This window comes from Collinsella sp. TF11-5AC (assembly GCF_003436775.1).
GTDB lineage: Bacteria > Actinomycetota > Coriobacteriia > Coriobacteriales > Coriobacteriaceae > Collinsella.
The window spans coordinates 59,406-80,713 of sequence record NZ_QSQO01000004.1; the positions used below are offsets into that span (position 1 = coordinate 59,406).

19 protein-coding genes and 2 tRNA genes are annotated in these 21,308 nt (G+C 61.4%); 4 read left to right on the forward strand and 17 right to left on the reverse strand.

Annotated features, from left to right (window positions below):
* Positions 1 to 46: 46 nt before the first annotated feature.
* Complete coding sequence (gene fdhF / locus DXD16_RS03290; RefSeq protein ID WP_117655107.1) at positions 47 to 2,269, reverse strand: formate dehydrogenase subunit alpha; 2,223 nt, start codon at positions 2,267 to 2,269, stop codon at positions 47 to 49.
* Between the two features lie 76 nt (positions 2,270 to 2,345).
* Positions 2,346 to 3,038: a 4Fe-4S dicluster domain-containing protein gene (locus DXD16_RS03295; RefSeq protein WP_369831462.1), complete on the reverse strand. Its 693-nt coding sequence runs from the start codon at positions 3,036 to 3,038 to the stop codon at positions 2,346 to 2,348.
* A 253-nt stretch (positions 3,039 to 3,291) separates the two neighbouring features.
* Here DXD16_RS03295 and DXD16_RS03300 point away from each other — a divergent pair, with 253 nt between their 5' ends.
* A complete protein-coding gene (locus tag DXD16_RS03300; protein WP_117655108.1) occupies positions 3,292 to 3,615 on the forward strand; it encodes a type II toxin-antitoxin system RelB/DinJ family antitoxin in 324 nt (107 codons plus the stop codon).
* Positions 3,608 to 4,063, forward strand: a complete 456-nt coding sequence (locus DXD16_RS03305; protein ID WP_199408082.1) for a PIN domain-containing protein — start codon at positions 3,608 to 3,610, stop codon at positions 4,061 to 4,063. The genes DXD16_RS03300 and DXD16_RS03305 overlap by 8 nt, the downstream gene beginning before the upstream one ends.
* A 310-nt stretch (positions 4,064 to 4,373) precedes the next feature.
* Here DXD16_RS03305 and DXD16_RS03310 read toward each other — a convergent pair.
* From DXD16_RS03310 to glp, 15 genes are all read right to left on the reverse strand, one after another.
* Positions 4,374 to 4,447, reverse strand: a tRNA-Gly gene (locus DXD16_RS03310).
* A gap of 6 nt (positions 4,448 to 4,453) precedes the next feature.
* A tRNA-Pro gene (locus tag DXD16_RS03315) sits at positions 4,454 to 4,530 on the reverse strand.
* A gap of 91 nt (positions 4,531 to 4,621) precedes the next feature.
* Positions 4,622 to 5,980, reverse strand: a complete 1,359-nt coding sequence (gene brnQ / locus DXD16_RS03320; RefSeq protein ID WP_117655109.1) for a branched-chain amino acid transport system II carrier protein — start codon at positions 5,978 to 5,980, stop codon at positions 4,622 to 4,624.
* Between the two features lie 76 nt (positions 5,981 to 6,056).
* Positions 6,057 to 7,196 carry an aminotransferase class V-fold PLP-dependent enzyme gene (locus DXD16_RS03325; RefSeq protein WP_117655110.1) on the reverse strand — a complete coding sequence of 380 codons (1,140 nt, stop codon included), beginning with the start codon at positions 7,194 to 7,196 and terminating at the stop codon, positions 6,057 to 6,059.
* Entirely contained in the window at positions 7,193 to 7,444 is a 252-nt protein-coding gene (locus DXD16_RS03330) for a DUF3343 domain-containing protein (RefSeq protein WP_022095212.1), read from the reverse strand. The genes DXD16_RS03325 and DXD16_RS03330 overlap by 4 nt, the downstream gene beginning before the upstream one ends.
* A gap of 19 nt (positions 7,445 to 7,463) precedes the next feature.
* Positions 7,464 to 8,090, reverse strand: coding sequence for a sulfurtransferase-like selenium metabolism protein YedF (yedF, locus tag DXD16_RS03335; RefSeq protein WP_055286145.1), 627 nt, complete (start codon positions 8,088 to 8,090; stop codon positions 7,464 to 7,466).
* Between the two features lie 59 nt (positions 8,091 to 8,149).
* Positions 8,150 to 9,199, reverse strand: a complete 1,050-nt coding sequence (selD, locus tag DXD16_RS03340; RefSeq protein ID WP_117655111.1) for a selenide, water dikinase SelD — start codon at positions 9,197 to 9,199, stop codon at positions 8,150 to 8,152.
* 70 nt (positions 9,200 to 9,269) lie between these two features.
* The gene (locus DXD16_RS03345; protein ID WP_117655112.1) at positions 9,270 to 10,034 is read right to left on the reverse strand and encodes an acyl-CoA dehydratase activase; all 765 of its coding nucleotides are present in this window, start codon (positions 10,032 to 10,034) and stop codon (positions 9,270 to 9,272) included.
* Positions 10,035 to 10,193: 159 nt separating this feature from the next.
* A complete protein-coding gene (locus DXD16_RS03350) occupies positions 10,194 to 11,357 on the reverse strand; it encodes a double-cubane-cluster-containing anaerobic reductase (RefSeq protein ID WP_117655113.1) in 1,164 nt (387 codons plus the stop codon).
* A gap of 150 nt (positions 11,358 to 11,507) precedes the next feature.
* A complete protein-coding gene (locus DXD16_RS03355) occupies positions 11,508 to 12,791 on the reverse strand; it encodes a double-cubane-cluster-containing anaerobic reductase (protein WP_117655114.1) in 1,284 nt (427 codons plus the stop codon).
* A gap of 431 nt (positions 12,792 to 13,222) precedes the next feature.
* Positions 13,223 to 14,293 (reverse strand): sulfate/molybdate ABC transporter ATP-binding protein, encoded by a 1,071-nt coding sequence (locus DXD16_RS03360; RefSeq protein WP_117655115.1) that lies wholly within the window; start codon positions 14,291 to 14,293, stop codon positions 13,223 to 13,225.
* A 3-nt stretch (positions 14,294 to 14,296) separates the two neighbouring features.
* Positions 14,297 to 15,739 (reverse strand): molybdate ABC transporter permease subunit, encoded by a 1,443-nt coding sequence (modB, locus tag DXD16_RS03365; protein WP_233502594.1) that lies wholly within the window; start codon positions 15,737 to 15,739, stop codon positions 14,297 to 14,299.
* A 68-nt stretch (positions 15,740 to 15,807) separates the two neighbouring features.
* Positions 15,808 to 16,680 carry a molybdate ABC transporter substrate-binding protein gene (gene modA, locus DXD16_RS03370; protein WP_117655117.1) on the reverse strand — a complete coding sequence of 291 codons (873 nt, stop codon included), beginning with the start codon at positions 16,678 to 16,680 and terminating at the stop codon, positions 15,808 to 15,810.
* A 171-nt stretch (positions 16,681 to 16,851) separates the two neighbouring features.
* Positions 16,852 to 17,331, reverse strand: a complete 480-nt coding sequence (locus DXD16_RS03375) for a molybdenum cofactor biosynthesis protein B (protein ID WP_117655118.1) — start codon at positions 17,329 to 17,331, stop codon at positions 16,852 to 16,854.
* A gap of 10 nt (positions 17,332 to 17,341) precedes the next feature.
* On the reverse strand, positions 17,342 to 18,604 hold the full coding sequence (gene glp / locus DXD16_RS03380) for a gephyrin-like molybdotransferase Glp (protein ID WP_117655119.1): 1,263 nt from the start codon (positions 18,602 to 18,604) through the stop codon (positions 17,342 to 17,344).
* A gap of 211 nt (positions 18,605 to 18,815) precedes the next feature.
* Between glp and DXD16_RS03385 the strand changes: the two genes are divergently transcribed.
* Positions 18,816 to 20,237, forward strand: coding sequence for a chloride channel protein (locus DXD16_RS03385; protein WP_199408086.1), 1,422 nt, complete (start codon positions 18,816 to 18,818; stop codon positions 20,235 to 20,237).
* A gap of 86 nt (positions 20,238 to 20,323) precedes the next feature.
* Positions 20,324 to 21,286 (forward strand): diacylglycerol kinase family protein, encoded by a 963-nt coding sequence (locus DXD16_RS03390; protein WP_117655120.1) that lies wholly within the window; start codon positions 20,324 to 20,326, stop codon positions 21,284 to 21,286.
* Positions 21,287 to 21,308: the final 22 nt, after the last annotated feature.

Consider the following 21,308-nt stretch of genomic DNA (forward strand, 5'->3'; position numbering starts at 1 on the left):
CCCGAACGTACGGGACGCCCGGCCCAAAAAGCCAACGAGAACGGGACTACACGATTTGGTTCACGTGCGTCTCGTCGTCGAACTTGGCGGCGCCAGGCTCAACGTCCTGGGGAGCGGCGGCGTCGACCAGAGCCTGCTTGAGCTCGGTGTACTGGCGCTCGACTTCGCCCTCGGCCCAAACCTGGTCGGCAATGGCGTCGACCTGGCAGGCGGAGAACTTGTCCTCGGGCGTGTGCGAGACCGGGTCGACCTTGTGCATGGTCAGCTCGTTGCACTTGCCGATCCACCACTGGTAGGTCATATAGACCGTGCCCTTGTTGATACGGTCGCTCACGTCGGCGCGGCTGTATACCTGGCCGCGGCGGCTGTGAATCGAGACGATGTCGCCGTTCTTGATGCCGCGCGCCTGGGCGTCCGCGGGATTCATGCGGACAAAGCCGGGCTCGTCGGCAAGCAGCGCCAGCGTCTTGCAGTTGCCGGTCATCGAGCGGCAGCTGTAGTGGCCGACCTCGCGGACGGTGCACAGGATGAGCGGGTACTCATCGTCGGGAAGCTCGGAGGGCGCCTCCCAGTCGTGCGCCATCAGGTTGGCGCGGCCGTCCTTGGTGGTGAACTTGCCACCAGCGAACATGTCGGCCGTGCCGTGGTCGTTCACATCGGTGCTCTTGACGGGCCACTGGGCGTAGCCGCCCTCGGGAGCCATCTTCTCGTAGGTCGCGCCCACAAAGTTGGGGCACAGGCTAATGCACTCGTTCCAGATCTGCTCGGTGTTGTCGTAGTGCATGGGATAGCCCATACGCGTGGACAGGTCCGCGAAGATCTCCCAGTCGTGACGGCACTCGCCCTTGGGCGGAACGGCCGCGTCAAAGTGCTGGAAGCTACGGTCGGATGCGGTAAAGACACCCTCGTGCTCGCCCCAAGAGGTAGCGGGCAGGATGACGTCGGCGAGCATGGTCGTCTGCGTCATAAAGATGTCCTGGCAAATGAACAGATCCAGCTCGGAGAGCGTCTTGCGCATACCGGCCGAATCGGGCTCGGTCTGCACCGGGTCCTCGCCGTAGTTGTAGAAGCAGTGCACCTTGCCCTCGTCGACCAGGTGGCCCAGGTCGGTGAGCTTGTAGCCCTCCTCGAGCGGGAGCTTTTCCTCGGGCACGCCCCAAGCCTTGGCAAACTTGGCGCGAGCGGCGGGGTCGGTGACTTTCTGGTAGCCAGGGTACAGGTTGGGCAGCATGCCCATATCGCAGGAGCCCTGGACGTTATTCTGACCGCGCACGGGCGCGAGGCCGGAGTTGGGTTTGCCGATCTGGCCGGCAACGCAGGCGATGGAGGCGATGGTGTGCACCGTCTTCAGGTTCTGCTTCTGCTGGCATACGCCCATGCCCCAGCCAATGATGGCAGAAGGCTTCGCCGTGGCGTACATCTCGGCAGCTTGGTGGATCAGCGCGGGATCGACACCCGTGATGTCCTGTACGGATTCGGGAGTGTAGTTCTTGATGGTCTCCCACCACTCGTCAAAGCCGTTCGTATGCTCGGCGACGAATTCCTTGTCGTAGAGGCCATCATTGACCAGACAGTTGGCAAAGGCGTTGAGGAACGCAACATTGCAACCGTTCTTGATCGGAAGGTAGAGATCGGCGATACGCGCGGTTTCGATATGGCGCGGGTCGGCGACGATGATCTTGCAACCCTTTTCTTTGGCTCGCACGATACGCCTTGCGACGATGGGGTGCGAATCGGCAGGGTTATAGCCGAAGAGGAAAATGCAGCCCGCATCCTCCATACCGGGGATGGAGCATGACATGCAACCTGAACCAACCGTGTCCATCAGACCGAGGACAGTAGGGCCGTGTCAAGTACGGGCGCAGTTGTCCACGCTGTGGGTGCCGATGCACGCACGCGTAAACTTCTGCATGACGTAGTTCGCCTCATTGCCGCCGCCTCGCGAAGAGCCGGTGGTCATGACAGCGTTAGGACCATATTCGTCAATTATGGCCTGCATCTTAGATGCGGTGAAATCCAGTGCCTCGTCCCAGCTTACGCGCTCAAGATCCGCGCCCTTGGTGCGGCGGATCATCGGGTGCAGTACGCGAGGAGTCAAGATCTTGGTGTCGTTGATGAAGTCGTAGCCACTCATGCCCTTAAGGCACAGCTCGCCCTGGTTGGTGATGCCGTTAAGCGGTTCGGTACCCACGACCTGGCCGTTTTGGACCAAGAGGTTAAACTGGCAACCGGCACCGCAGTACGGGCAGATCACTTTATGCTTCTCCATGACACCCTCCTTCCTTTCTCTGCTACCGATTAATCGGTTCTTGTTTGACAATCATTGGGCCTGTATGGCCGCCCGCCTACGCCTCGTTTTCGATGGTGGCGCGGGCACGCTCGGCGGTCAGTTCCGCCAGGCGCTCCTCGTCTACCAGGGTGAGGCCCTTAGTCGGGCACGCTTCGGCACACGCCGGACCGCCGGGACGGTCCACGCACAGGTCGCACTTGAGCACGAAGCTCTTGGTCTGCGAACCCACGCGCACGTCGCCCATCAAGACGGGGACCTGCGTGGTCGCCACGCTCACGGCGCCAAAGGGGCAGGCCATGACGCAGCTCTTGCAGCCGATGCAGTTGTCCTCGTTGACGCCGATGCGATGGTTCTTTGGATCAAAGAACAAGGCGCCCGTGGGGCAGGCCTTAGCGCACGGGGCATCCTCGCAGTGATGGCAAGCCACCGGTGCGGAGATCTCGTACGTACGCGTCACGCGCAGACGCGGCGCGGCAATGTTGCCGGGGATGTCGTGTGCCTCGATACACGCTGCCATGCAGGTTTGGCACCCAATGCAGCGCGATGAATCGGCTACGACTCGTTTATTGCCCATGTTGTTCACTCCCTCCTGAATCCCATGCCGGAGAGACCCTGTCGACGTTGCCCCGGACCGCCCGTGATCCGGCATCGGCGTATCGAGAGCATGCGGCGAAACAGGCACTCGGTAGAATATCTCCAACGGTATACAGGTTAAATATACGCAGTTGCAGGGGGTAAACTTGAGCATAGGCCCTGCATTACGAGTGTATTGCAGGGGTTTGGGCTGGTTAGGATTATTCTTGAGTAGCTATAAAGGTGAGTGTATTACATGCGTACGCCCAAGAAAGATTTCCCGCTCGTTTCTGGTGAATGTAGTACGTTTGTAATATCGTTTACACTCAATTACTCGAGTGCAATAAGGTCGTGGGTAAAAGATTGGCTATTGTCAGCACATATCGTATTGACCATTCTTATTGCACGCTCATTAAGGGAGGCCAGTGATGTCATCGACTCAAAAAAGAGCCATCCTGCAGGTGCGCATTCACGAGGAAGACAAGCAGCATGCCGAGCGTCTCTACGACGCCATGGGCACATCGCTCGCCGAGGCCGTACGTCTATTTGTCGCGCAGAGCATTTTGATGCGCAAGCTCCCCTTTCAGCCGGTCGCCGTACGCTCAAAGGACGGCACCGCCGCCTATGGATCGCTTAAAGCATATGGGGACCCCAATCGTCGCTCCGAGGAGCGCAATGCCTGGATTGAATACCTTGCTACAGAAAGCGACGATTCGATTTTGGGTCCCGAGGAAGTAGATATCCATGAGTAGCACCATCATCGACGAGACCGTCATCCTGCGCTATCTGCTCGACGACGACGAAGTCCTGTCACCGCGCGCCGCCAAGGTCATCGCCACCCGCACCGCTCGTGTCTACCCCGAAATCATCACGCGCGTCGTAGTCACGCTGCGCGACGTCTATAAGGTTCCCCGCGTTGAGATTGCTGCGGCCATGAAAAGGCCGCTCGATGACGTCATGGTCGACGAGCCCACCGTTGTCGCCCTTGCCGTCAAACTCTTTGGCAAGACTCATATGGACTTTACCGACTGCCTCCTCGCAGCCCGAACCGCCATCTACAACGATGATGTCGTGAGCTTTGGCAAACCCATCATCCAAGGCATGATCGATTACCGCCGCAAGCGCCAAACCGCAGCCGAAGCCCGCAGCCGAAGCATCGACTCCACCATCGACAAGCTCCGTCATCGCCCCCGCAGCTAACCCCATGCCCACCTAAGTTGCGGTGCGGGATCGATTTCCATCACCCGGCACACTTATGAAAATGGCTCTGTTCCCAAAGGAAACCAAAGCCGTTAAAACAATTCATATGGAGCGGGCGACGGGAAGTCCAAGGATTCGCTTCGCAAATCCTTGTTTCGCTGCGGGCCTTCGGCCCTTGCGTGCTGCGCTGGAAAATGCTCACGCATTTTCTCAGCTCCGCACCCTGGCGGGTTCGATTCCCGTCGCCCGGCGCGTAAACGAAAACAGCTCTGATTCCCAAAGGAAACCAAAGCCGTTAAAACAATTCATATGGAGCGGGCGACGGGAATCGAACCCGCGTCATCAGCTTGGAAGGCTGGGGTTCTACCATTGAACTACGCCCGCAAGATATGGTCGGGACGACAGGATTTGAACCTGCGACATCCTGCTCCCAAAGCAGGCGCGCTACCAAACTGCGCCACGTCCCGAAGGTGTTGAGCAGCTAAGGTCTAAACCTTGCGTGTCCCAAAGCGAAGGAAATTATAGGGGAGACTCCCCGCCTGTGCAAGCATTGATGCCTTAGCTCCTCGAATGTGCGACAAAACGACTATGGAGCAGACCGATCACAAAGGCAACCACGGCAACCGGCGCCCACGCGGCACCGATATCCGCCAGCGGCAACGCATCGAACGGCAGCCACGCGCCCGCAAAGAACGCGTCGCGGACCGAGGTAATCACGCTCTGCACTGCGACAACGCCGCCGACCCAGACCCACACCTGCGGATGCGCGTCGCAAAAACCGTGCACCAGACCCATAAGCACCAGCACGATGGCGACGGGGTACAGGGCGTTGAGCATGGGCACCGAGAACATAAGAATCACGTCGAGGCCCACGTTGGAAAGCACGCACGAAAACGCCGCGAACACAAAGGCGAGAGCCGCAAAGGGGCGGCGCATGGCCTCCTCGGAAGCCTCCGCTCCCCCTTTGACCACATACGTCTCGCAGAAATAGCGCGAACAGCAGCTGATAAGGCCGATGCACACGTTCATGCAAGCAAGGAAGAAGATCGCAAAGACCACGACCGTGCCGGCGAGGCCAAAGTGCATAGAGGCGGAACGGGCGAGGATGGCGGCACCGTTGGTGGCATCGGGCATCACGGTGCTGAGCTGCGCGCCGGCAAGGCCCAAGCCGCAGTAGATGATGGCCATGAGCACACCGGCGATCACGCCGGAGCGCGAAATCTCGAAGGCAACGCGCTTGTCATCGGTAACACCCAGCTCGTGGATGGTCTCGGCGATGATGATGCCAAAGGCGAGCGACGCGAGCAGGTCCATGGTCTGATAGCCGGTCAAAAAGCCCTGTACGGCAGCGCCAGCATTATAGGGAGCCTGCGGCGCGGCAGCGGAGCCCAGCGGCGAGACCACAGCGGCACCCACGACCAATACGATAAGGGCAATGAGCGCGGGGCCCGTAATGCGGCCGAGCACGCGCGTGATGACGCCGGGGCGCAGCGTGAGCGCAAACGCGATGATAAAGAATCCAACGGCAAACACCAGGCGTGCCGTGCTGAGCGAGACGCCCTCGGGCAGCAGCGGCACCAGCATCTCGAAGGCCGTGGAGCTCGTGCGCGGAATGGCCAGGCACGGGCCAATGGCCAGATACACCGCCGCAACAAAGAACTCGCCAAACTTGGGGTGCACGCGGCCGGCAAGCTCGCGCGCCGTTCCGGCAAGCGCAACGGCGATAAAGCCCATGACGGGCAGGCCGATGGCGGCAATGAGAAAGCCAAGCATGGCAACCGGCGTGGCAGAGCCTGCCTGCAGCGCCAGCAGCGGCGGGATAATAAGGTTGCCGGCGCCAAAGAGCATCGAGAACAGGGCGATGCCGACGGTGACGACATGGTCGGAGCGCAGACCGCGCGGTGCAGATGAGGGCATAGGCACACCTTTCGGGTCGAAACAAAAACGGGACGGGCAAAATACCCGTCCCGCAAGTATAAACGGTCCAGCAGCTTTAGCAGACTAAATTGCGCAGAGCATCGATAGCCGTGTCGACTTCTTCGGTCGTGTTGAAATACCCAAACGAGAAGCGAACGACACCCTGGCGCTCGGTACCTAACGCGCGGTGCATGAGCGGAGCGCAATGGGCACCGGAGCGCGTCGCAATCCCCCACCCTTGCATGAGCGCGTCCGAGATCTCGGCAGAGTCGATATCGCCCACGTTGAGCGACACGATCGCCGAGCGCGCAGGTTGGTCAAACGCACCGTAAAGTACAATGCTGGGGATTTCGCGAGCGCCGGAGAGGAAACGTTCGGCGAGTGCGCGTTCGTGAGCTGCAATCGTCTCCACCCCGCCTTGTGCCTCGATAAAATCAAGGCCTGCGGAAAGGCCCGCTATGCCGTGACCGTTGAGCGTGCCCGCCTCGAGCCGCGTGGGCCACTCCATGGGCTGTAACGCATCGAAGCTGTGCACGCCCGTGCCGCCCATGGCCCAGGGCGCCACGTCGACGCCCTCCGCCACGGCCAGGCCGCCGGTGCCCTGCGGGCCCATGAGCCCCTTGTGGCCGGTAAAGCACACCACGTCGAGCCCCATGGCCTGCATATCGATATGCGCCGTACCGGCAGACTGCGAGGCATCGACGATCACGAGCGCACCCGCGGCATGTGCCAAGGCCGCCACGCGCGCAATGTCGACCGCGTTGCCGGTCACATTAGAGGCATGCGTCACCACCACGGCACGCGTACCGGGCGTGACCAGCCGCTCGAGCTCGTCATAGTGGAGCACGCCGCTTACGTCACAGCCCGCATGCTCAACGGTCACACCCCGCTCCGCTGCCAGGCGGTTGAGCGGACGCAGCACGGAGTTGTGCTCGAGCACCGTCGTGACCACGCGGTCGCCGGGGCGCACCACGCCACAGATGGCGGTGTTGAGCGCCGCCGTAGAGTTGGGCGTAAAGCACACATGGTCCGCCCTCGGGCAACCTAAAAGGCGCGCGAGCTTGGCACGGCAACCGTGAATCGTACGAGCGGCATCGAGGGCACCCGACGTGGCGCCGCGCCCGGCATTGCCGAGCGAGCACATCGCCTGCGTCACGGCATCGATGACCGTCTGCGGCTTGTGCATGGTCGTCGCCGCGTTATCCAGGTAGATCATCGCACGACCTCCCACATATCAATCACGGTATAGCCCTCGGTGGGAACGCCCGCCGCGGCGAGTTCGCCGCGCAGCAGCTCCTCATCGGCAGGCAACGCTTTCCACGCCAGACCACAGCCGGCAGCGACCTCCCCGGGCACGGGAATCGTTCGCCCGGGAAGGCCGCGCTCGATGCACAGGGACTCGCAGCCCATGGCGGCAGCCGTGGTGGGAAACGTGATGACAAGCGCTGGGCGCTTCTCCCTCATGGCAACTCCAACCAATACGCTACGGGCGCACGACGCGCACGGCCTGTTCCATCTTCTCCACGATCACATACATGTTCGTGACCTCGCCCACGGCAAGCTGGTCCTTAATGCCATAGTGGTCGAGGCAGGTGCCACAGGTGAGGATTTCGACGCCCTGCTCAGCCAGCCCCTTCAGGTCGTCGAGTACCGGCGAGCCCTCGACGGTGAGCTTGGCGCCGCCGTTGTAGAACAGCATGGTCGCGGGCAGCTCCTCCTGCTGCGTCACGGCAAAGATGAAGGCCTTCATGAGCTTGTGGCCCAGCTCGTCGTCGCCGCGGCCCATGCAGTCGGTGTAGACGGAAATGACGAGCTTGCCCTTGCCGGCGCTGGCATCACAGAAGGCAGCGCCATCTTGCTCGGGATCGGCAACGGCAACGGCGCCAGAGGTCGCCACGGTCACGTGCCACTCGGCGTCAGAAACCTTCTCGACCGAGGCCGTGCAGCCTTTCTCCTGCGCCATCTTGGAGATGTTCTTGACGGCGGTCTCGTTGTCGACCGAGGTCACCACAGCGCCCTCGCCATCAAGCTGCTTCAGAGCTTTGAGCGTCTTGACGACGGGCAGCGGGCAGGCATCGCCCATGGCATTAACTTCAATTTTGGTAGACATAGTTTTTCCTTTCAAAAGGGACCGCCCAGAACAACGGACGGTCGCATAAACGGTTTTCCTTAATGAACAACACGAACGGCAGGACCGCCCGGCACCGCCTCGCATACGCGACCGATAACGGCAGCGATGCGATCCTCAGCATGCAGACGGTGCGCGAGCTCATCCACATCGGCAGCAGGCGCCGCGATGAGCAAACCACCCGAGGTCTGCGGATCGTACAGCGCATCCAACATGCCCGGCTCCAGGTCCTCGTCGGCAGCCACGCGCGGGCCAAAGAAGTCCTGGTTGCGGTAGGAGCCAGCGGGGATAATGCCCAGACGCGCCATGTCGAGCACCTGGTCAAAGAGCGGCACCGCCCCCGACGCAAGCTCAATCTGCACGCCCGAGCCCTCGGCCATCTCGCACGCATGCCCAATCAGGCCAAAGCCCGTAATGTCGGTGCAGCCGTGAAGTTCGAGCCCCTCGGCCAAACGGATCGGGGCCTCGTTGAGGGTGCGCATAGAATCAAACATCCGGCTGGCCTCGTCCTGATCGATGAGCTTGCCCTTAATGGCCGTGGTGATAATGCCCGAGCCGATCGCCTTGGTCAGCAGTAGGACATCGCCCACGCGCGCACCGCTGTTGGCGAGCATGCGGTCGAGTGGCACAAAACCGCTCACGGACAGGCCGTACTTGGGCTCGTCGTCGTTGATGGTGTGGCCGCCCGCGATGGTGCAGCCAGCCTCGACGCACTTGTCGGCGCCACCCGCCAAAATCTGCCCGGCAACCTCAACGCCCAGGCAATTGGGAATGCACAGCAGGTTCATAGCATGACTCGGTCGTCCACCCATGGCGTATATGTCCGACAGCGAGTTTGCCGCCGCGATCTGGCCAAACAGGAACGGGTCGTCGACCATCGGCGGGAAGAAGTCGATGGACTGCACGAGGCCCAGGTTATCGCCGACGCGGAAGACGCTCGCATCGTCGGAGGTATCGAACCCCACGAGCAGGTTGTCGTTATGCACATTGGGTAAGTCGCCCAAGACCTGGGCGAGGGCTCCAGGAGCCAACTTAGCGGCTCAACCGCTCGCGGCAGTCATAGACGTGAGCTTAATCTGATCGTCAGGCATCGATACCTCCTCTCATCGGTCAATCATTTTCTCTCAGTATACGCATGAATGCGAGCCCAAGGCGGATGCATTAATTGAGCGCCTGTGCGCGAATCGCCGCGCCGATGGCACCGGCAAAGCGAGCCTGGGGCGAGGTGGTCACCGGCGACCCCAGTAGCTCGCCCAACCGCTCCACCACGAAGGTGTTCTCGCACAGGCCACCGGTCAGGTAGTACGGGGCGCCCGCCGCCTGCCCGGCCATGGTCGCCACGCGCGAGACCACGCTGTCGATCACGCCACGCGCAATGTTCTCGCGCGGCTCGCCGCGGCCGATCAGGCTGATGACCTCGCTTTCGGCAAACACCGTGCACATGCTGCTGATCTTGGTGGGCTCGCCGGAACGCGCCAGGTCGGCCATCTGCTGCTGGGTAATGCCCAGGCGGTCGGCCATGATCTCCAGAAAGCGCCCCGTGCCTGCGGCGCACTTGTCGTTCATGGCGAACTTGGCCACGCGGCCGCCCTTGAGTTGGATGACCTTGGTATCCTGACCGCCAACGTCGATCACCGTGCCGTGATCGCCAAACAGGCGCACGGCACCGGTGCCGTGGCAGGTGATCTCGGTCACGACCTTGTGCGCATAGGGCACGGCGACACGACCGTAGCCGGTCGCGATCACGCGCACGTCGTCGTCAGCCACGTCATAGCCAGCCGCTGCCAGTGCCTCGCGCAGCCGCTCGGAAGCATCGACCGAGGAGAACCCGGTTGGCTGCACGCACGTCCACGCCAATGAACCCTCCCCGTCGACCACAGCAGCCTTAGCCGCCGTAGACCCGATATCGATCCCGATCCCTATCATGGCTCTCTCCTAATCAGCAAGAAAATCAAACGATCAGACACTGCTGCAACAACGGCCCTCTGGCGTCTGAGGTGCCCGAGATTCCGAGCGACAAGCCCGACGAAGCGTACTCAAGGTACGCGAGGAGGGTTGGAGCCGGAAGGTCGGGCGCCTCAGACGTCAGAGGGTTTCGATAAAGGCGGCGATGCGCGTCTCGATCTGGCCCATGTCACCGTTGCTGTAGTCGGTCTCGATCTTCATGTACGGAATGCCCGCGCCCTCAACGGCCTCTTGCATTCGCGCACTCTCCACGTTAAAGGTGTGGCAGGCCTGCAGCACGCTCTCCACTACGCCATCGACGTGATACTTCTCGCACATGGCCAGCGTGTTTTCCATACGACCGTCATTGGGCGTCATGACCGAGCAGTTGATATCCAGGTAGCGGTCGGCGATGGCGCGCAGGATGTCGGGAGCCTCCGGGTCGATCATCATGGCCGCCGTGCGCTCGCCCGAGCAGTCGTCCATGCACACGACCACACCGCCGTTGGACTCGATGGTGCGACCGATCTTGTTAATCACGCCGCCCACGGGGCAGCCGGTGATCAGAATGCGCTTGGCATCCGCCGCGACCGGGCGCTCGCCCGCGTCGTAGGCCTCGCGCAGCTTGGCGACCTTTTGCTCCAGCTGCTGCGTATAGGCCTCGATATCAAAGCTGAACGTACCGGCAAACATGGTGCTCATCAGGTCGACGCCGCTCATGGCCGCCGGCTGGTTAGCCTGCAGCGCAAACATCTCGAGCTGGGCCGCACGCAAGCGGTTGCGACGACGGACGGCAGCGCGCAGGTCATCGTCGGTAATCGTGATGCCGTAGAAGCCCTCGAGCTCCTCCTTGAGCAGGCGGCACTCCTCGTACCAGCCTTCACGCTCGTAGGCACGATCGCGACCCTGCGGAAGATGCAGAATGTGCGTGCGCTTGAGCTCGTTGAGTAGCTCGTACATCTTCTTCTTGCCGTCGCAGGTGGTCTCGCCGATGATCATGTCGCTAAAGTACGTAAACGGGCACTTTTGCGAGTAGGCAAAACCGTAGGTCGACTTAATGAGCGGGCAGAGGTTCGCGGGCAGCACCTTCTCGGCCTCGGGAATCACCTCATCGGACGTACCGCACAGAGCCACGCTCGCAGCCCCCGCGGCATCGATAATCTCGAGCGGCGTATAGCTGCACAAAAAGCCGACCAGGCGATTACCCGCCTGCTTATAATCCTTGACGCGAATAAACGCCGCTTTGCGTTGCTCGTTGAACTCCTCAAACGTGCGCGGCAACGGCTGTTCATTATTTTCCGACATATAACTCCTAAACCTTTTAACCAACCAAGGAAACGGCTTTCCCAGGTGCCCGAGGTTGCCGTGAAAGAGGAGCGCCGCGTACTTTGGTATGCAAGCGACGGTTTGAACGGCAAGATCGGGTGCCTGGGGAAGCCGCCAGGACGAATAGTCCTAAATGGTTTCCAAGAAAGCCTCAATCCTGGTTTGCAGTTGGCCTGCATCCTCGCCGGCGTAGTCGGTCGTGATGTGCATAAACGGAATGCCGGCCTCCTCGGCAGCCTTCTCCACGGCAAACGACTCCATCTCGTAGAGCGTGCAGAACTGCAGGGCCACGTCGACAATGCCGTCGGCATGCAGGTTCTTGGCCATCTGGACAATGTCCTTCATACGCTGGTCGTTGGGCGTAAAGACGGCACAGTTGATCTTAAAGTAGCGCTCGGCGATAGCATCGAGCATCTCGTCAACCGTCTCACCGGACTCATCGACCAAGTCCTTGTAATAGCGCGAACCCGTGCAGGACTCCTCGCCCACCACAACGCCGCCGGCCTTCTCGATGAGGTTGAACAGCTTCCAGTTGGGCACGGCCATGGGCGTGCCGGTGTACAGGATGCGCTTGGTTCCCTTGGGCGCCACGCCCTCTCCGGCCTCGACACGCTGCTCACACTCGGCCGCCATATCGTTGATGGCTCCGCTCAGACGCGGCGTGTCGTCCATAAAGGCGGCCTGAACGGTCAGCAGGCTGTCGAGACCGCTGATGGGCGCTGGGTCGGCAGCGCGCGTGGCAGCGAGGCGCTGCAGGGCGCGACGCTTCTCATTGACGGCGTGGATGGCGGCCTTCAGACGCTCAGGCGTAATCGTAACGCCGCACTCTTCCTCGATCTTGGCGGCGAGCTTCTTGACCTCGGCCTTCCAGGTCACGAGCGTCGACTCGTTGTGCACGTTGGGAATATCCATGACGTACATGTTCTTTTGCGTGGCAAAAAACTCGTAGGCCTTCTTCTTGCCATCGCAGGTGTTCTCGCCTACCACCAAGTCACTCGACTCAATGTAGGGGCAGACCTCGCCCAGCTTAAAGCCGGCAAAGCTCTTGATAAGCGGACAAGTGTTGCGCGGCAAGTGCTCCTCGACCTTGTCCGTTGCCCAATCGGCACCCGAGCACAGACCAACGGGAATGCCGTCACAGGCAAGCACGATCTCCTCGGGCACGTAGACGCAGAACGAGCCCACGATCTTGGTGGCCTCGCCAGCCTCCTTCTTGTCGAGCATCTCCTTAATGCGGCCGCTATGGATGTTGGTGGCCACAAAGTCCAGATAGGACGTGGACTTGGGGCGGTTGTTCTGCGTCAGGTACATATCCCCGTACATCTGGCCCACAGCGCCCAGCAGCATGTCGTGGTCGGCAAGATTCATGCCCAGGCTCTGCCACATCGGATGGAAATCAAATTCTTCAGCCATGACGGTTCCCCTCTCGAACCAAATATGAATAGCTACGGTATTGCTGCACGGTGGGTGGCGAAAACCCAGCCGCGCCTAAACCCGGAATTTTGGGGAACCTGCCTTGCGGTCGATTATTTAGCTGTGCGTCGTCTCTCCCGGAGCCGTGAACATACCTGCTCATATGCGACTCCGAGCCATATACAGGGCGCGCGCGGCAACGCGGCGAATGTATGTCGTCTGCGGCATGTGCGCACCCTCCTTAACAAGTTGAAGTCAACTATATCAACGGTCATTGACCATTCGAACACCGTTGACATTCGTACGACAGCGTCGTGTTCCGTCATTCAATAAATTATTATCTTGATTGATAAGAGTTTGTCATCCCTCATTCGGCGAACGGCAAAAACAAAGCCGCCGAGGCTTATATCCCCCGACGACATTACCCGGCGCTATCGACAAACCAAATGAATCCTGCTCGCATCAAAATGCATGCGCAAGGTCTCCCCCGCCTGTGGCAACTCCTCTACAGGTACGCCCACCTTGTTGACCTTCCACTGCAGGCGCGTGGGCGCATCGACACGTGGCACGTCCAACAGCACCAGCCGTTCAAAGCGTGAATCGCTCACACGGGCCACATGCAAATCGTAGCTGTTGCGACCCCGCTCGGCACGGTTGTCCACATGGAAGTAGCTCGCACGAATACCCAGGTACGCCACGTTATCGGGAACATCACGGCCCACGTTGAAGGTCATGCCCCAGTCCAGGGCTTCAACTTCCTGAAGCTCGATCTTGCGCGCGCGGCTCGTATTCTTGCAGCCCGTCAGACGCAGCGCAGCCAAGGTTTGCGGCCGGCGGACCACGTCCTCGACGGAGCCGATCTCCTCCACATGCCCGTTATGCATCACACAGATGCGCTCGCACAGGCGGCACGCCTCGTCAATATCGTGGCTCACGTAGAGCACGGTGCGGTTGCACACGTCGAACAGGTCGAGCATGTTCTGCTCGAGCGCGCTCTTAAGGTAAGCATCGAGCGCGCTCATGGGCTCGTCGAACATAAAGATGCCCGGGTGTGCCGCCACCATGCGCGCGAGCGCCACGCGCTGCTGCTGGCCGCCCGAGAGACGCGCGGGATAGCGGTCGGCAAAGTCGGCCAGTCCAAAGATACTCAGGTAACGCTCGGCAAGTTGCTTGCGCGCCGCGGCGTCGCCCGCATCCTTTACGCCGGCGCACACGTTATCGGCCACCGTCATGTTGGGAAACAGCTGATAGTTTTGGAACAGCAGGGCGCATTTGCGCTCCTGGGGCGACAGGTTGATGCCCGCGACCGAGTCAAAAAAGGTCACGCCGTTGACGACGATTTTGCCCTCGTCGGGCGTCTCCACACCGGCAATGCAGCGCAGCGTACAGCTCTTGCCGCAACCCGAGGCGCCCAGCAGCGCCACACACTCCTCGCCGGCTTCGAGTTGGATGTCGAGGGTGAACCCCGGATAGCGCTTTTTGATATCCAGAACAAGCGACATGGCTTATCGACCTCCCTTTGCGACCGTATCATCGCGCATGAGCTCGGCCAGCGCCTCGCGATCGACACGCAGCGCATCGCCGCCGACTGGGTCGAGCGAATCGGTCTGGCCGCCCAGCTGCTTGGCCTGCTTGCGCTCCGCGCGGGACAGGCCGCGCTCGCGGTACTTTTGCGAATGCGCCGTGTACATATTGATGAACAGAATGACCAGGAAGCTGAACGCGATTACGACCACGACCCAAAAGAGGGCCACCGACGTATTGCCGCCCATCCACTCAAAGTAAATCGCAATGGGAATGGTCTGCGTAATGCCGGCATAGTTGCCCGCAAAGAACAGCGTGCAGCCAAACTCGCCCATCGCGCGAGCGAAGGCGAGCACCGTGCCGGCAGCAATCGAGGGCCAGCCGAGCGGCATCATGAGCTTGGCAAAGATGCGGCGCTCGGACCAGCCCAGCGTGCGCGCCGCATCGAGCATCTGCGTGTCGAGGCTCTCGAAGGCACCGAGCGCCGTACGGTAGACCAGGGGAAACGACACCACCACGGCAGATATCACCGCCGCGGACCAGGTAAAGACAATCGAGATGCCATGCGCGATGAGCCACTGGCCCACCGCGGTCGAGCGGCCAAACAGCATGAGGAGCAGAAAGCCGCAGACCGTGGGCGGCAGCACCATAGGAATCGTAAAGACCGAATCGAGCAGGCCCTTGATGCGACTCGAGGTACCCATAGTCTTCCACGCGGCGAACAGGCCCAGCGCAAAGGAGATCAGCAGGGCAAGGCCGCTCGTTTTAACGGACACCCAAAACGGGCTATAGTCGATGTCGCCTAAAAAGGAGGCCAAAGAGGTCAAGGGGCCCTGCTCATCCCGCAACACGACAGACGATGCTTCAACCATTTGAGCACTATCAAGCCAACGCGCGCCGCCCTTGGCATCACCCGAGGCTGATGCAATCACCACATAGCGGTCCCCATCCGCACCGCGCTCATCAAAGTTATAGGTATACCCGCCGGCATCAAACGTTGTTTCCGCCGTGACATACCAAGGAAGATCCACGTCCCCTAGCTGCGCACCTCCCATGCAGTTTGCGCTGTCGAGCTCACAGACGAGGGCCTTGAGACCCGATACGCACTCGTTATCCTGCGGATCCAATCCATACTTCTCGACCGCCTTGGGCGATATCCACGCCACAACGCGATCGGCAGCAGGTGCCACTACAAGGTCCACGTCCTCGTCAACGGGAAACCGGTAGCCCTCAGGCTGGCCCTCCATGGCACGAGCGGTCCCCTTGGCCAACCGCTCAAAACCCTCGATCCCATAGGAAAGCCCATGAGCGGTCGCAGCAACCTGGGCCCCGTCCTCAGCGGCCCCAGCAAACGCAAACCCCGGCACCCAGCAAAGCGCGAAAGTCAAAGCACAGGCGACAAGCATGCGAAATCTATTAAGCACGAAAAGCTCCAAGCGAATACAAGGACGGAGTGAAACACAAAACGATGGAATTATCGCGCCAAGCCGCACTACGCGGAAAGCTCAAAGCCGTATTTGGCCCAAATCTTCTGGGCCTTCTTGTTGGACAGGCAAAAGTCGATAAACGCCTTGGCCTCGTCGGCATGTTCGGAGCCATCGGCGACAGCGCCCGGATACACGATGGGCTTATGCGAGTCCTCGGGACACACAAAGGCCTCCTCGATGCCATCGTAGCGGAAGATGTCGGAGCTATAGACAAAGCCAGCCACGCAGTCGCCCGTAGAGACGTAGGACGCAGCAGTGCCGACCTTATCGGCCAGGGCCACCATGTCGGCGATCTCGGGGGCGTACTCGCCGTCGTCGCCCTCGGTGCCGGTGTAGAGGCCCACGGAGGCCAGGGCCTGGTTGGCGTACTTGCCGGCGGGAACGGTCTCGGCGTCGCCGATGGCGATCTTGCCGTCCAGGTTCGCAACGTCGGCGATGGCCTCGACCTTGGTATCGGAGCCCTCGGCGCGAATGATCACAAGGTCGTTGACGAACATATCCTCACGGGTGTCGGCGTCGACGAGCTCGGCAGTCTCGGCGTCATCCATGGTGCCCTTGGAAGCGGTGATGAGCACGTCGACGGCGGCACCGGCGCGCATCTGCTCGACGAGGTCGCCAGATGCCTTAAACTGCGTGTCGGCAAACGTGGCGCCGGTCTGCTCGGTGTAAAGCTCCTGAACCTCGGGCAGAGCTTTCTCGAGCGAGTTGGCGGCAAAGACCTGCAGCTCGACAGCGTTCTTGGACGAAGTCTTGGCGGAGCCGGCATCGGAGCCAGTCGACTCAGGCGCCTTATTGCCGGAGCACCCGGCAAGGCCAAGGCCGGCAGCGGCAACAGCAGAAAGCGAGACGAATCCGCGGCGAGAAACCATATCGAACATGTTCAACCCTTTCGGACCTTGTGCCCGGGTGCCCCACCGCGGGCTTTGTTCTGTTACTAGATCATACTGTCGCGCGAATAATATCAGCGATAAAGCCTTCTCGTCTGATAATTTTCTTTTGCTGATAGTCTCAGGACGTACCGCGCTGTCGCCCCGCCGCAGGCAGTGCGCTTATTTGGCGTGCCCGCCGCCCGCCGTCATCTGGGCCGCATGCTCCAGCTGGTCGCTCACAGCCTCCCAGCTTTCGCGGGCCGCTTTCGTGGATCCCGGAAAGTTGATGACAAGCGTATACCCACGCTGCATGCACACAGCACGCGAGAGCATGGCGCGGCGTGTCTTGGTCATGGAGTACGCACGGATTGCCTCTGCAATACCCGGCACATCGCGGTCGCAGACGGCACGCGTCGCCTCGGGCGTTACATCGCGCATCGAAAGCCCCGTGCCGCCGCAGGTGAGCACGACATTGGCGTGGCACTCATCGGCGGCTTCCACAATGGCATCACCGATCTCGCTGACGTCGTCGCGCACGACCATATGCGAGGCGACCGTCCAGCCCCGCGCCTCGATAAGTTCCTCGAGTGCGGCTCCGGCCTCATCCTGGGCAAGATCGCGCGTGTCCGAACACGTCACGATCGATATCTTCAGCTCCATAGCATTCCTCCTACAACACGGCGCCCTCAGGCAGATCGACACGAACGACGCCCACGACGTCGCCCGGCTTGAGCTCACACGGCCCTTCGTCAATACGCAGCAGACAGTTGGCCCGCTGCATCGTGCCGAGCAGCGCCGAATTCTGCGTCTTGGCCTCGGTCACCAACAGCTCACCGGTCTCGGGGTCGCGCAAAACCGTGGCGCGATCGAAGAAGCGTCGGTCCTGGCGCTTCTTTACGCCGTGCGTCAATATCGCCTGCTGCACGGGGCGCGTACCCTCGGCAAAGCCGCGCATCTTGCGGATCGCGGGGCGGGCGAGCACCTCAAAGCCCACATACGCCGCCGCGGGATTGCCCGAAAGCCCCAAATACGGCTTGCCCCCAAGCAGGCCAAACGTGATGGCTTTGCCGGGACGCATCGAGATGCGGTCGAAGAGCACCTCGCCCTCGCGCCGGACGAGCGCCGTCACATAGTCGTAATCGCCCGCCGAGGCACCGCCGCTCGTAATGACAAAATCGCACTCCTGCACGGCGCGATGCACGAGCTCGGCGATTGCCTGCTCATCATCGGGAGCGATGCCAAAGAACACCGGCTCGGCGCCGGCATCGAGTGCCTCGGCCATCAACGCCGACGAGTTGGAGTCGCGAATCTGCCCGCGCGCCGGCAGCTCACCCGGCGCGACCAGCTCCGTGCCCAGCGAGATAATGCCCACACGCGGCGCGGCATGCACCTTCACGCTCGCATACCCGGCGCTCGCCAGCAGGCCAGCGCCGGCCGGGGCCACAACCTCGCCGGCGTGCATCACAACATCGCCGACATGGGCCTCCTCGGCGGCAGAGCGAACGTTCTCCCCCACCTTGGCAGGCGCCGAGAAGCTCACGTGCGAGCCCTCGTTGCCGTCGCCGTCAAGCACCTCGACGATCTCGTATTTCACCACGGCATCGGCACCTTCGGGTACCGGCGCGCCCGTCATGATGCGGACCGTCTCGCCCACGCCGACCACGCCCTCAAAGACATGGCCCGCGGCCTCGTGTCCGACAACGTCGAGCGTCACCGGCGCCTCGCCAGATGCCTGCGCCAAGTCCGCCGAGCGCACGGCATATCCGTCCATAGCGCTGTTGGCAAACGGCGAAATGTCGATATCGGCCACCGCGTCCTCTGCCAAGGGAAGACCGGCGGCCTGCCACACGGGAATCTCGACAACTTCGGTGCGATTCACGTGCGACAAGACGATCGCCTGTGCGTCCTCCAACGGAATGAGTTTCTCAGCCATATGCACCTCTTAATGCCACGGCGCACAACAGGAGCGCCGATTCTTTATGCTTGTCTCAGTATAATCCCCCGACGCACGACCGCGACTCGGCCTGTACCCGCAAATACACCTGTCGGTTGCAAGCCGCGAAACAGAATGGAAACCAACCCACCGGCTCGTCGCGTTTACCGCGTTTTATAATGCTCGTGTTGCAACCCAAAAAGAGGAACGTATGGCTTTTACCGACAAACCCGAAAGCGCAAACGAGGCGCAGGATCATTCCCAGCCGCTCGACGACGGCGGCCTTTTCTCCCTTAACGACGTCATCATGGCAGGCAGGCAACAGCTCACCCGCTCCGAGCATCTCTTGGCTGCCGACACGCGCCGCAACGCCCGCAACCTACTAGCGAGCGCTAAGTTGCTCGTACTCGTCGCCATCGTCTCGCTCGCCATGGGCGTTGCCGCTTGGGCGTTTTTGGCCTCGCTGAATATCGCGACCGACTATCGCGAGCACCATGAGTGGATCTACGCCCTGCTCCCCGTTGTGGGCGTTGCCACCGCATGGGTGTACAAAAACCACGGCCTCGCCGCCAAGCGTGGCAACAACCTGGTCATCGACTCCGCTCTGGGCACACGCCTCATCCATATGCGCATGGCCGTCCTCACCTTCGTCTGTTCCACGCTCACGCACCTAACGGGCGGATCGGCCGGTCGCGAGGGAGCCGCGGTGCAGATTGGCGGCACCATCGCCAGCAACATCTCGAACCTCGCCCACCTCAAAAAGCATGACCACCACGACCTCATGCTCGCCGGCATCTCGTCGGCCTTTGGAGCCGTATTCGGTTCGCCCCTTGCCGGAGCTTTCTTTGGCATGGAGATGTGCTTTATCGGCAAGATCGACTACACCGCGGGCATCTACTGCCTGGTCGCCTCGTTTACCGGCTACTTTACATCACTCGCCCTGGGTACCGAGTACGAAGTGAATGTCATCGCCAGCGTCCCCGACATGACGCCGCGGACGGTTGCCATCGTTGTTATCAGCGCCATTATCTTTGGTCTCACCGCGCGCCTCTTTGCGTGGTCGGTTCGAACCGTCAAGAACCTGTACGGTCGCTTTATCACCAATTACCTCATTCGCGCACTTATAGGCGCACTCGTGGTTTTGGCCGCCTATGCCCTCCTCGACGCCTGGGACTACGCCGGCCTTTCCACGTGGCTTTCCGGCGCCGGATTTGCAGGCAACACCACCCTGGCGGACGCAGCCATCAAGTTGGTCGTCACAGCGCTTACCCTGGGCGCGGGCTTCCAAGGCGGCGAGGTCACGCCCCTGTTTGGCATTGGTGCGGCACTCGGTGGCTGGATCGGTTGCCTTACCGGGCTTGACCCCAGTTTTCTGGCGGCTCTCGGCATGCTCGGCGTGTTCTGCTCCGGCCTCAACGTGCCCATCACCACCTGCATGATGGCCATCGACCTGTTCCACGGCACGGCCGCCGGGTTCTTTGTCATCGTGGCCTTTATCAGCTACCTAACCGGCGGACACCGCGGCGTGTACCCCGCCCAGCGCATCATCTCACCCAAGCGCCGTTCGCTTATTGTGGATGAGGGCGGTACGGTAGCGGATGCTATCGAGCGCCACAACGACCTGATAGAGTAGATGTAATAATCGCCGTGCAGCCACAATCGGGGGCAATTCGACCTGAGCGCGACCGCACTGTCATGCCACACGCCGGGAGTCGCCCCATGCACGCAACTGATTTTGGTCGCACGCTCATCATCGCCAACCCAGCCGCCCAGTCGGGCGCGGCACGCGAAGTTGCCGAGCGCCTGCAACGCTTTTTGGACATGACTGCACGCGCATCCCAGTTTGACCTGGTGTTGACCGAGCGTACGGGACACGCCAAGGAGCTGGCAGCGCAGGCTCAGGGCTATCGCACCGTTATCGCCCTTGGCGGCGACGGCGTGATTCACGAGGTCGTCAACGGGCTTATGACGCAAAAGGAGGACGCCCGCCCCGCTCTTGCCGTCCTGCCCGTGGGCTCCGGAAACGATTTTGCCCAGACGCTCGGCATCGACGATTTCTCCGGCAAGGATTTTGGCGCGCTGCTCACCTGCGAGCTGCAGCGTCAGGATATCGGACGCATTCGCTCGTGGAGCCCTGCGAGCGGCAGCGGCGAGGCTACCGTTGAGTACTACGACCAGACGCTCTCGGTCGGCATCGACGCTGCCATCGGCCTTGGCACCACCGAGCTGCGCAAAAAGACCGGCTTGACGGGCGCGCCGCTCTACACCCTCTCGGGACTTGAGCAGTTTGGTCTGCGCTATCGCAACTACCCCATGACAGTCAGCTTTGACGGCGCGCCCGCCGAGCGCGTGAGGGCGATCATCATGGCAATTCAGCTGGGCCCCACCTATGGCTCGGGCTATCGCATCTGTCCCGATGCCGATCCCTGCGACGGCATACTCGACGTCTGCTACGCCTGCGGCCCCGTCCCACGCGCGGTTGCCCTGCCAATGTTCCTTTCGGCCAAAGACGGCCACCATACCAAACTGCCGCCGATTCGCATGCGCCGCTGCCGCCATGCCGAGCTAACTTTTGAGGAGCCCGACTACCCCATCCAGGCCGACGGCGAGCCCGTTGTCGCCTCGCGCATCGAGGTCGACATCCTACCCGGCGCCCTCCAAGTCTGGCACCCAACCCGCTAACCCCACCTAAGTTGCAGTGAAA

Excerpts from the sequence above, each read along its gene's own strand:
- DXD16_RS03295 (WP_369831462.1), bottom strand. The coding sequence starts at position 3,038 with ATGCTCAAGTTTACCCCCTGCAACTGCGTATATTTAACCTGTATACCG.
- DXD16_RS03300 (WP_117655108.1), top strand. The coding sequence starts at position 3,292 with ATGTCATCGACTCAAAAAAGAGCCATCCTGCAGGTGCGCATTCACGAG.
- DXD16_RS03305 (WP_199408082.1), top strand. The coding sequence starts at position 3,608 with ATGAGTAGCACCATCATCGACGAGACCGTCATCCTGCGCTATCTGCTC.
- brnQ (WP_117655109.1), bottom strand. The coding sequence starts at position 5,980 with ATGCCCTCATCTGCACCGCGCGGTCTGCGCTCCGACCATGTCGTCACC.
- DXD16_RS03325 (WP_117655110.1), bottom strand. The coding sequence starts at position 7,196 with ATGATCTACCTGGATAACGCGGCGACGACCATGCACAAGCCGCAGACG.
- DXD16_RS03330 (WP_022095212.1), bottom strand. The coding sequence starts at position 7,444 with ATGAGGGAGAAGCGCCCAGCGCTTGTCATCACGTTTCCCACCACGGCT.
- yedF (WP_055286145.1), bottom strand. The coding sequence starts at position 8,090 with ATGTCTACCAAAATTGAAGTTAATGCCATGGGCGATGCCTGCCCGCTG.
- DXD16_RS03345 (WP_117655112.1), bottom strand. The coding sequence starts at position 10,034 with ATGATAGGGATCGGGATCGATATCGGGTCTACGGCGGCTAAGGCTGCT.
- DXD16_RS03350 (WP_117655113.1), bottom strand. The coding sequence starts at position 11,357 with ATGTCGGAAAATAATGAACAGCCGTTGCCGCGCACGTTTGAGGAGTTC.
- DXD16_RS03355 (WP_117655114.1), bottom strand. The coding sequence starts at position 12,791 with ATGGCTGAAGAATTTGATTTCCATCCGATGTGGCAGAGCCTGGGCATG.
- DXD16_RS03360 (WP_117655115.1), bottom strand. The coding sequence starts at position 14,293 with ATGTCGCTTGTTCTGGATATCAAAAAGCGCTATCCGGGGTTCACCCTC.
- modA (WP_117655117.1), bottom strand. The coding sequence starts at position 16,680 with ATGTTCGATATGGTTTCTCGCCGCGGATTCGTCTCGCTTTCTGCTGTT.
- DXD16_RS03375 (WP_117655118.1), bottom strand. The coding sequence starts at position 17,331 with ATGGAGCTGAAGATATCGATCGTGACGTGTTCGGACACGCGCGATCTT.
- glp (WP_117655119.1), bottom strand. The coding sequence starts at position 18,604 with ATGGCTGAGAAACTCATTCCGTTGGAGGACGCACAGGCGATCGTCTTG.
- DXD16_RS03385 (WP_199408086.1), top strand. The coding sequence starts at position 18,816 with ATGGCTTTTACCGACAAACCCGAAAGCGCAAACGAGGCGCAGGATCAT.
- DXD16_RS03390 (WP_117655120.1), top strand. The coding sequence starts at position 20,324 with ATGCACGCAACTGATTTTGGTCGCACGCTCATCATCGCCAACCCAGCC.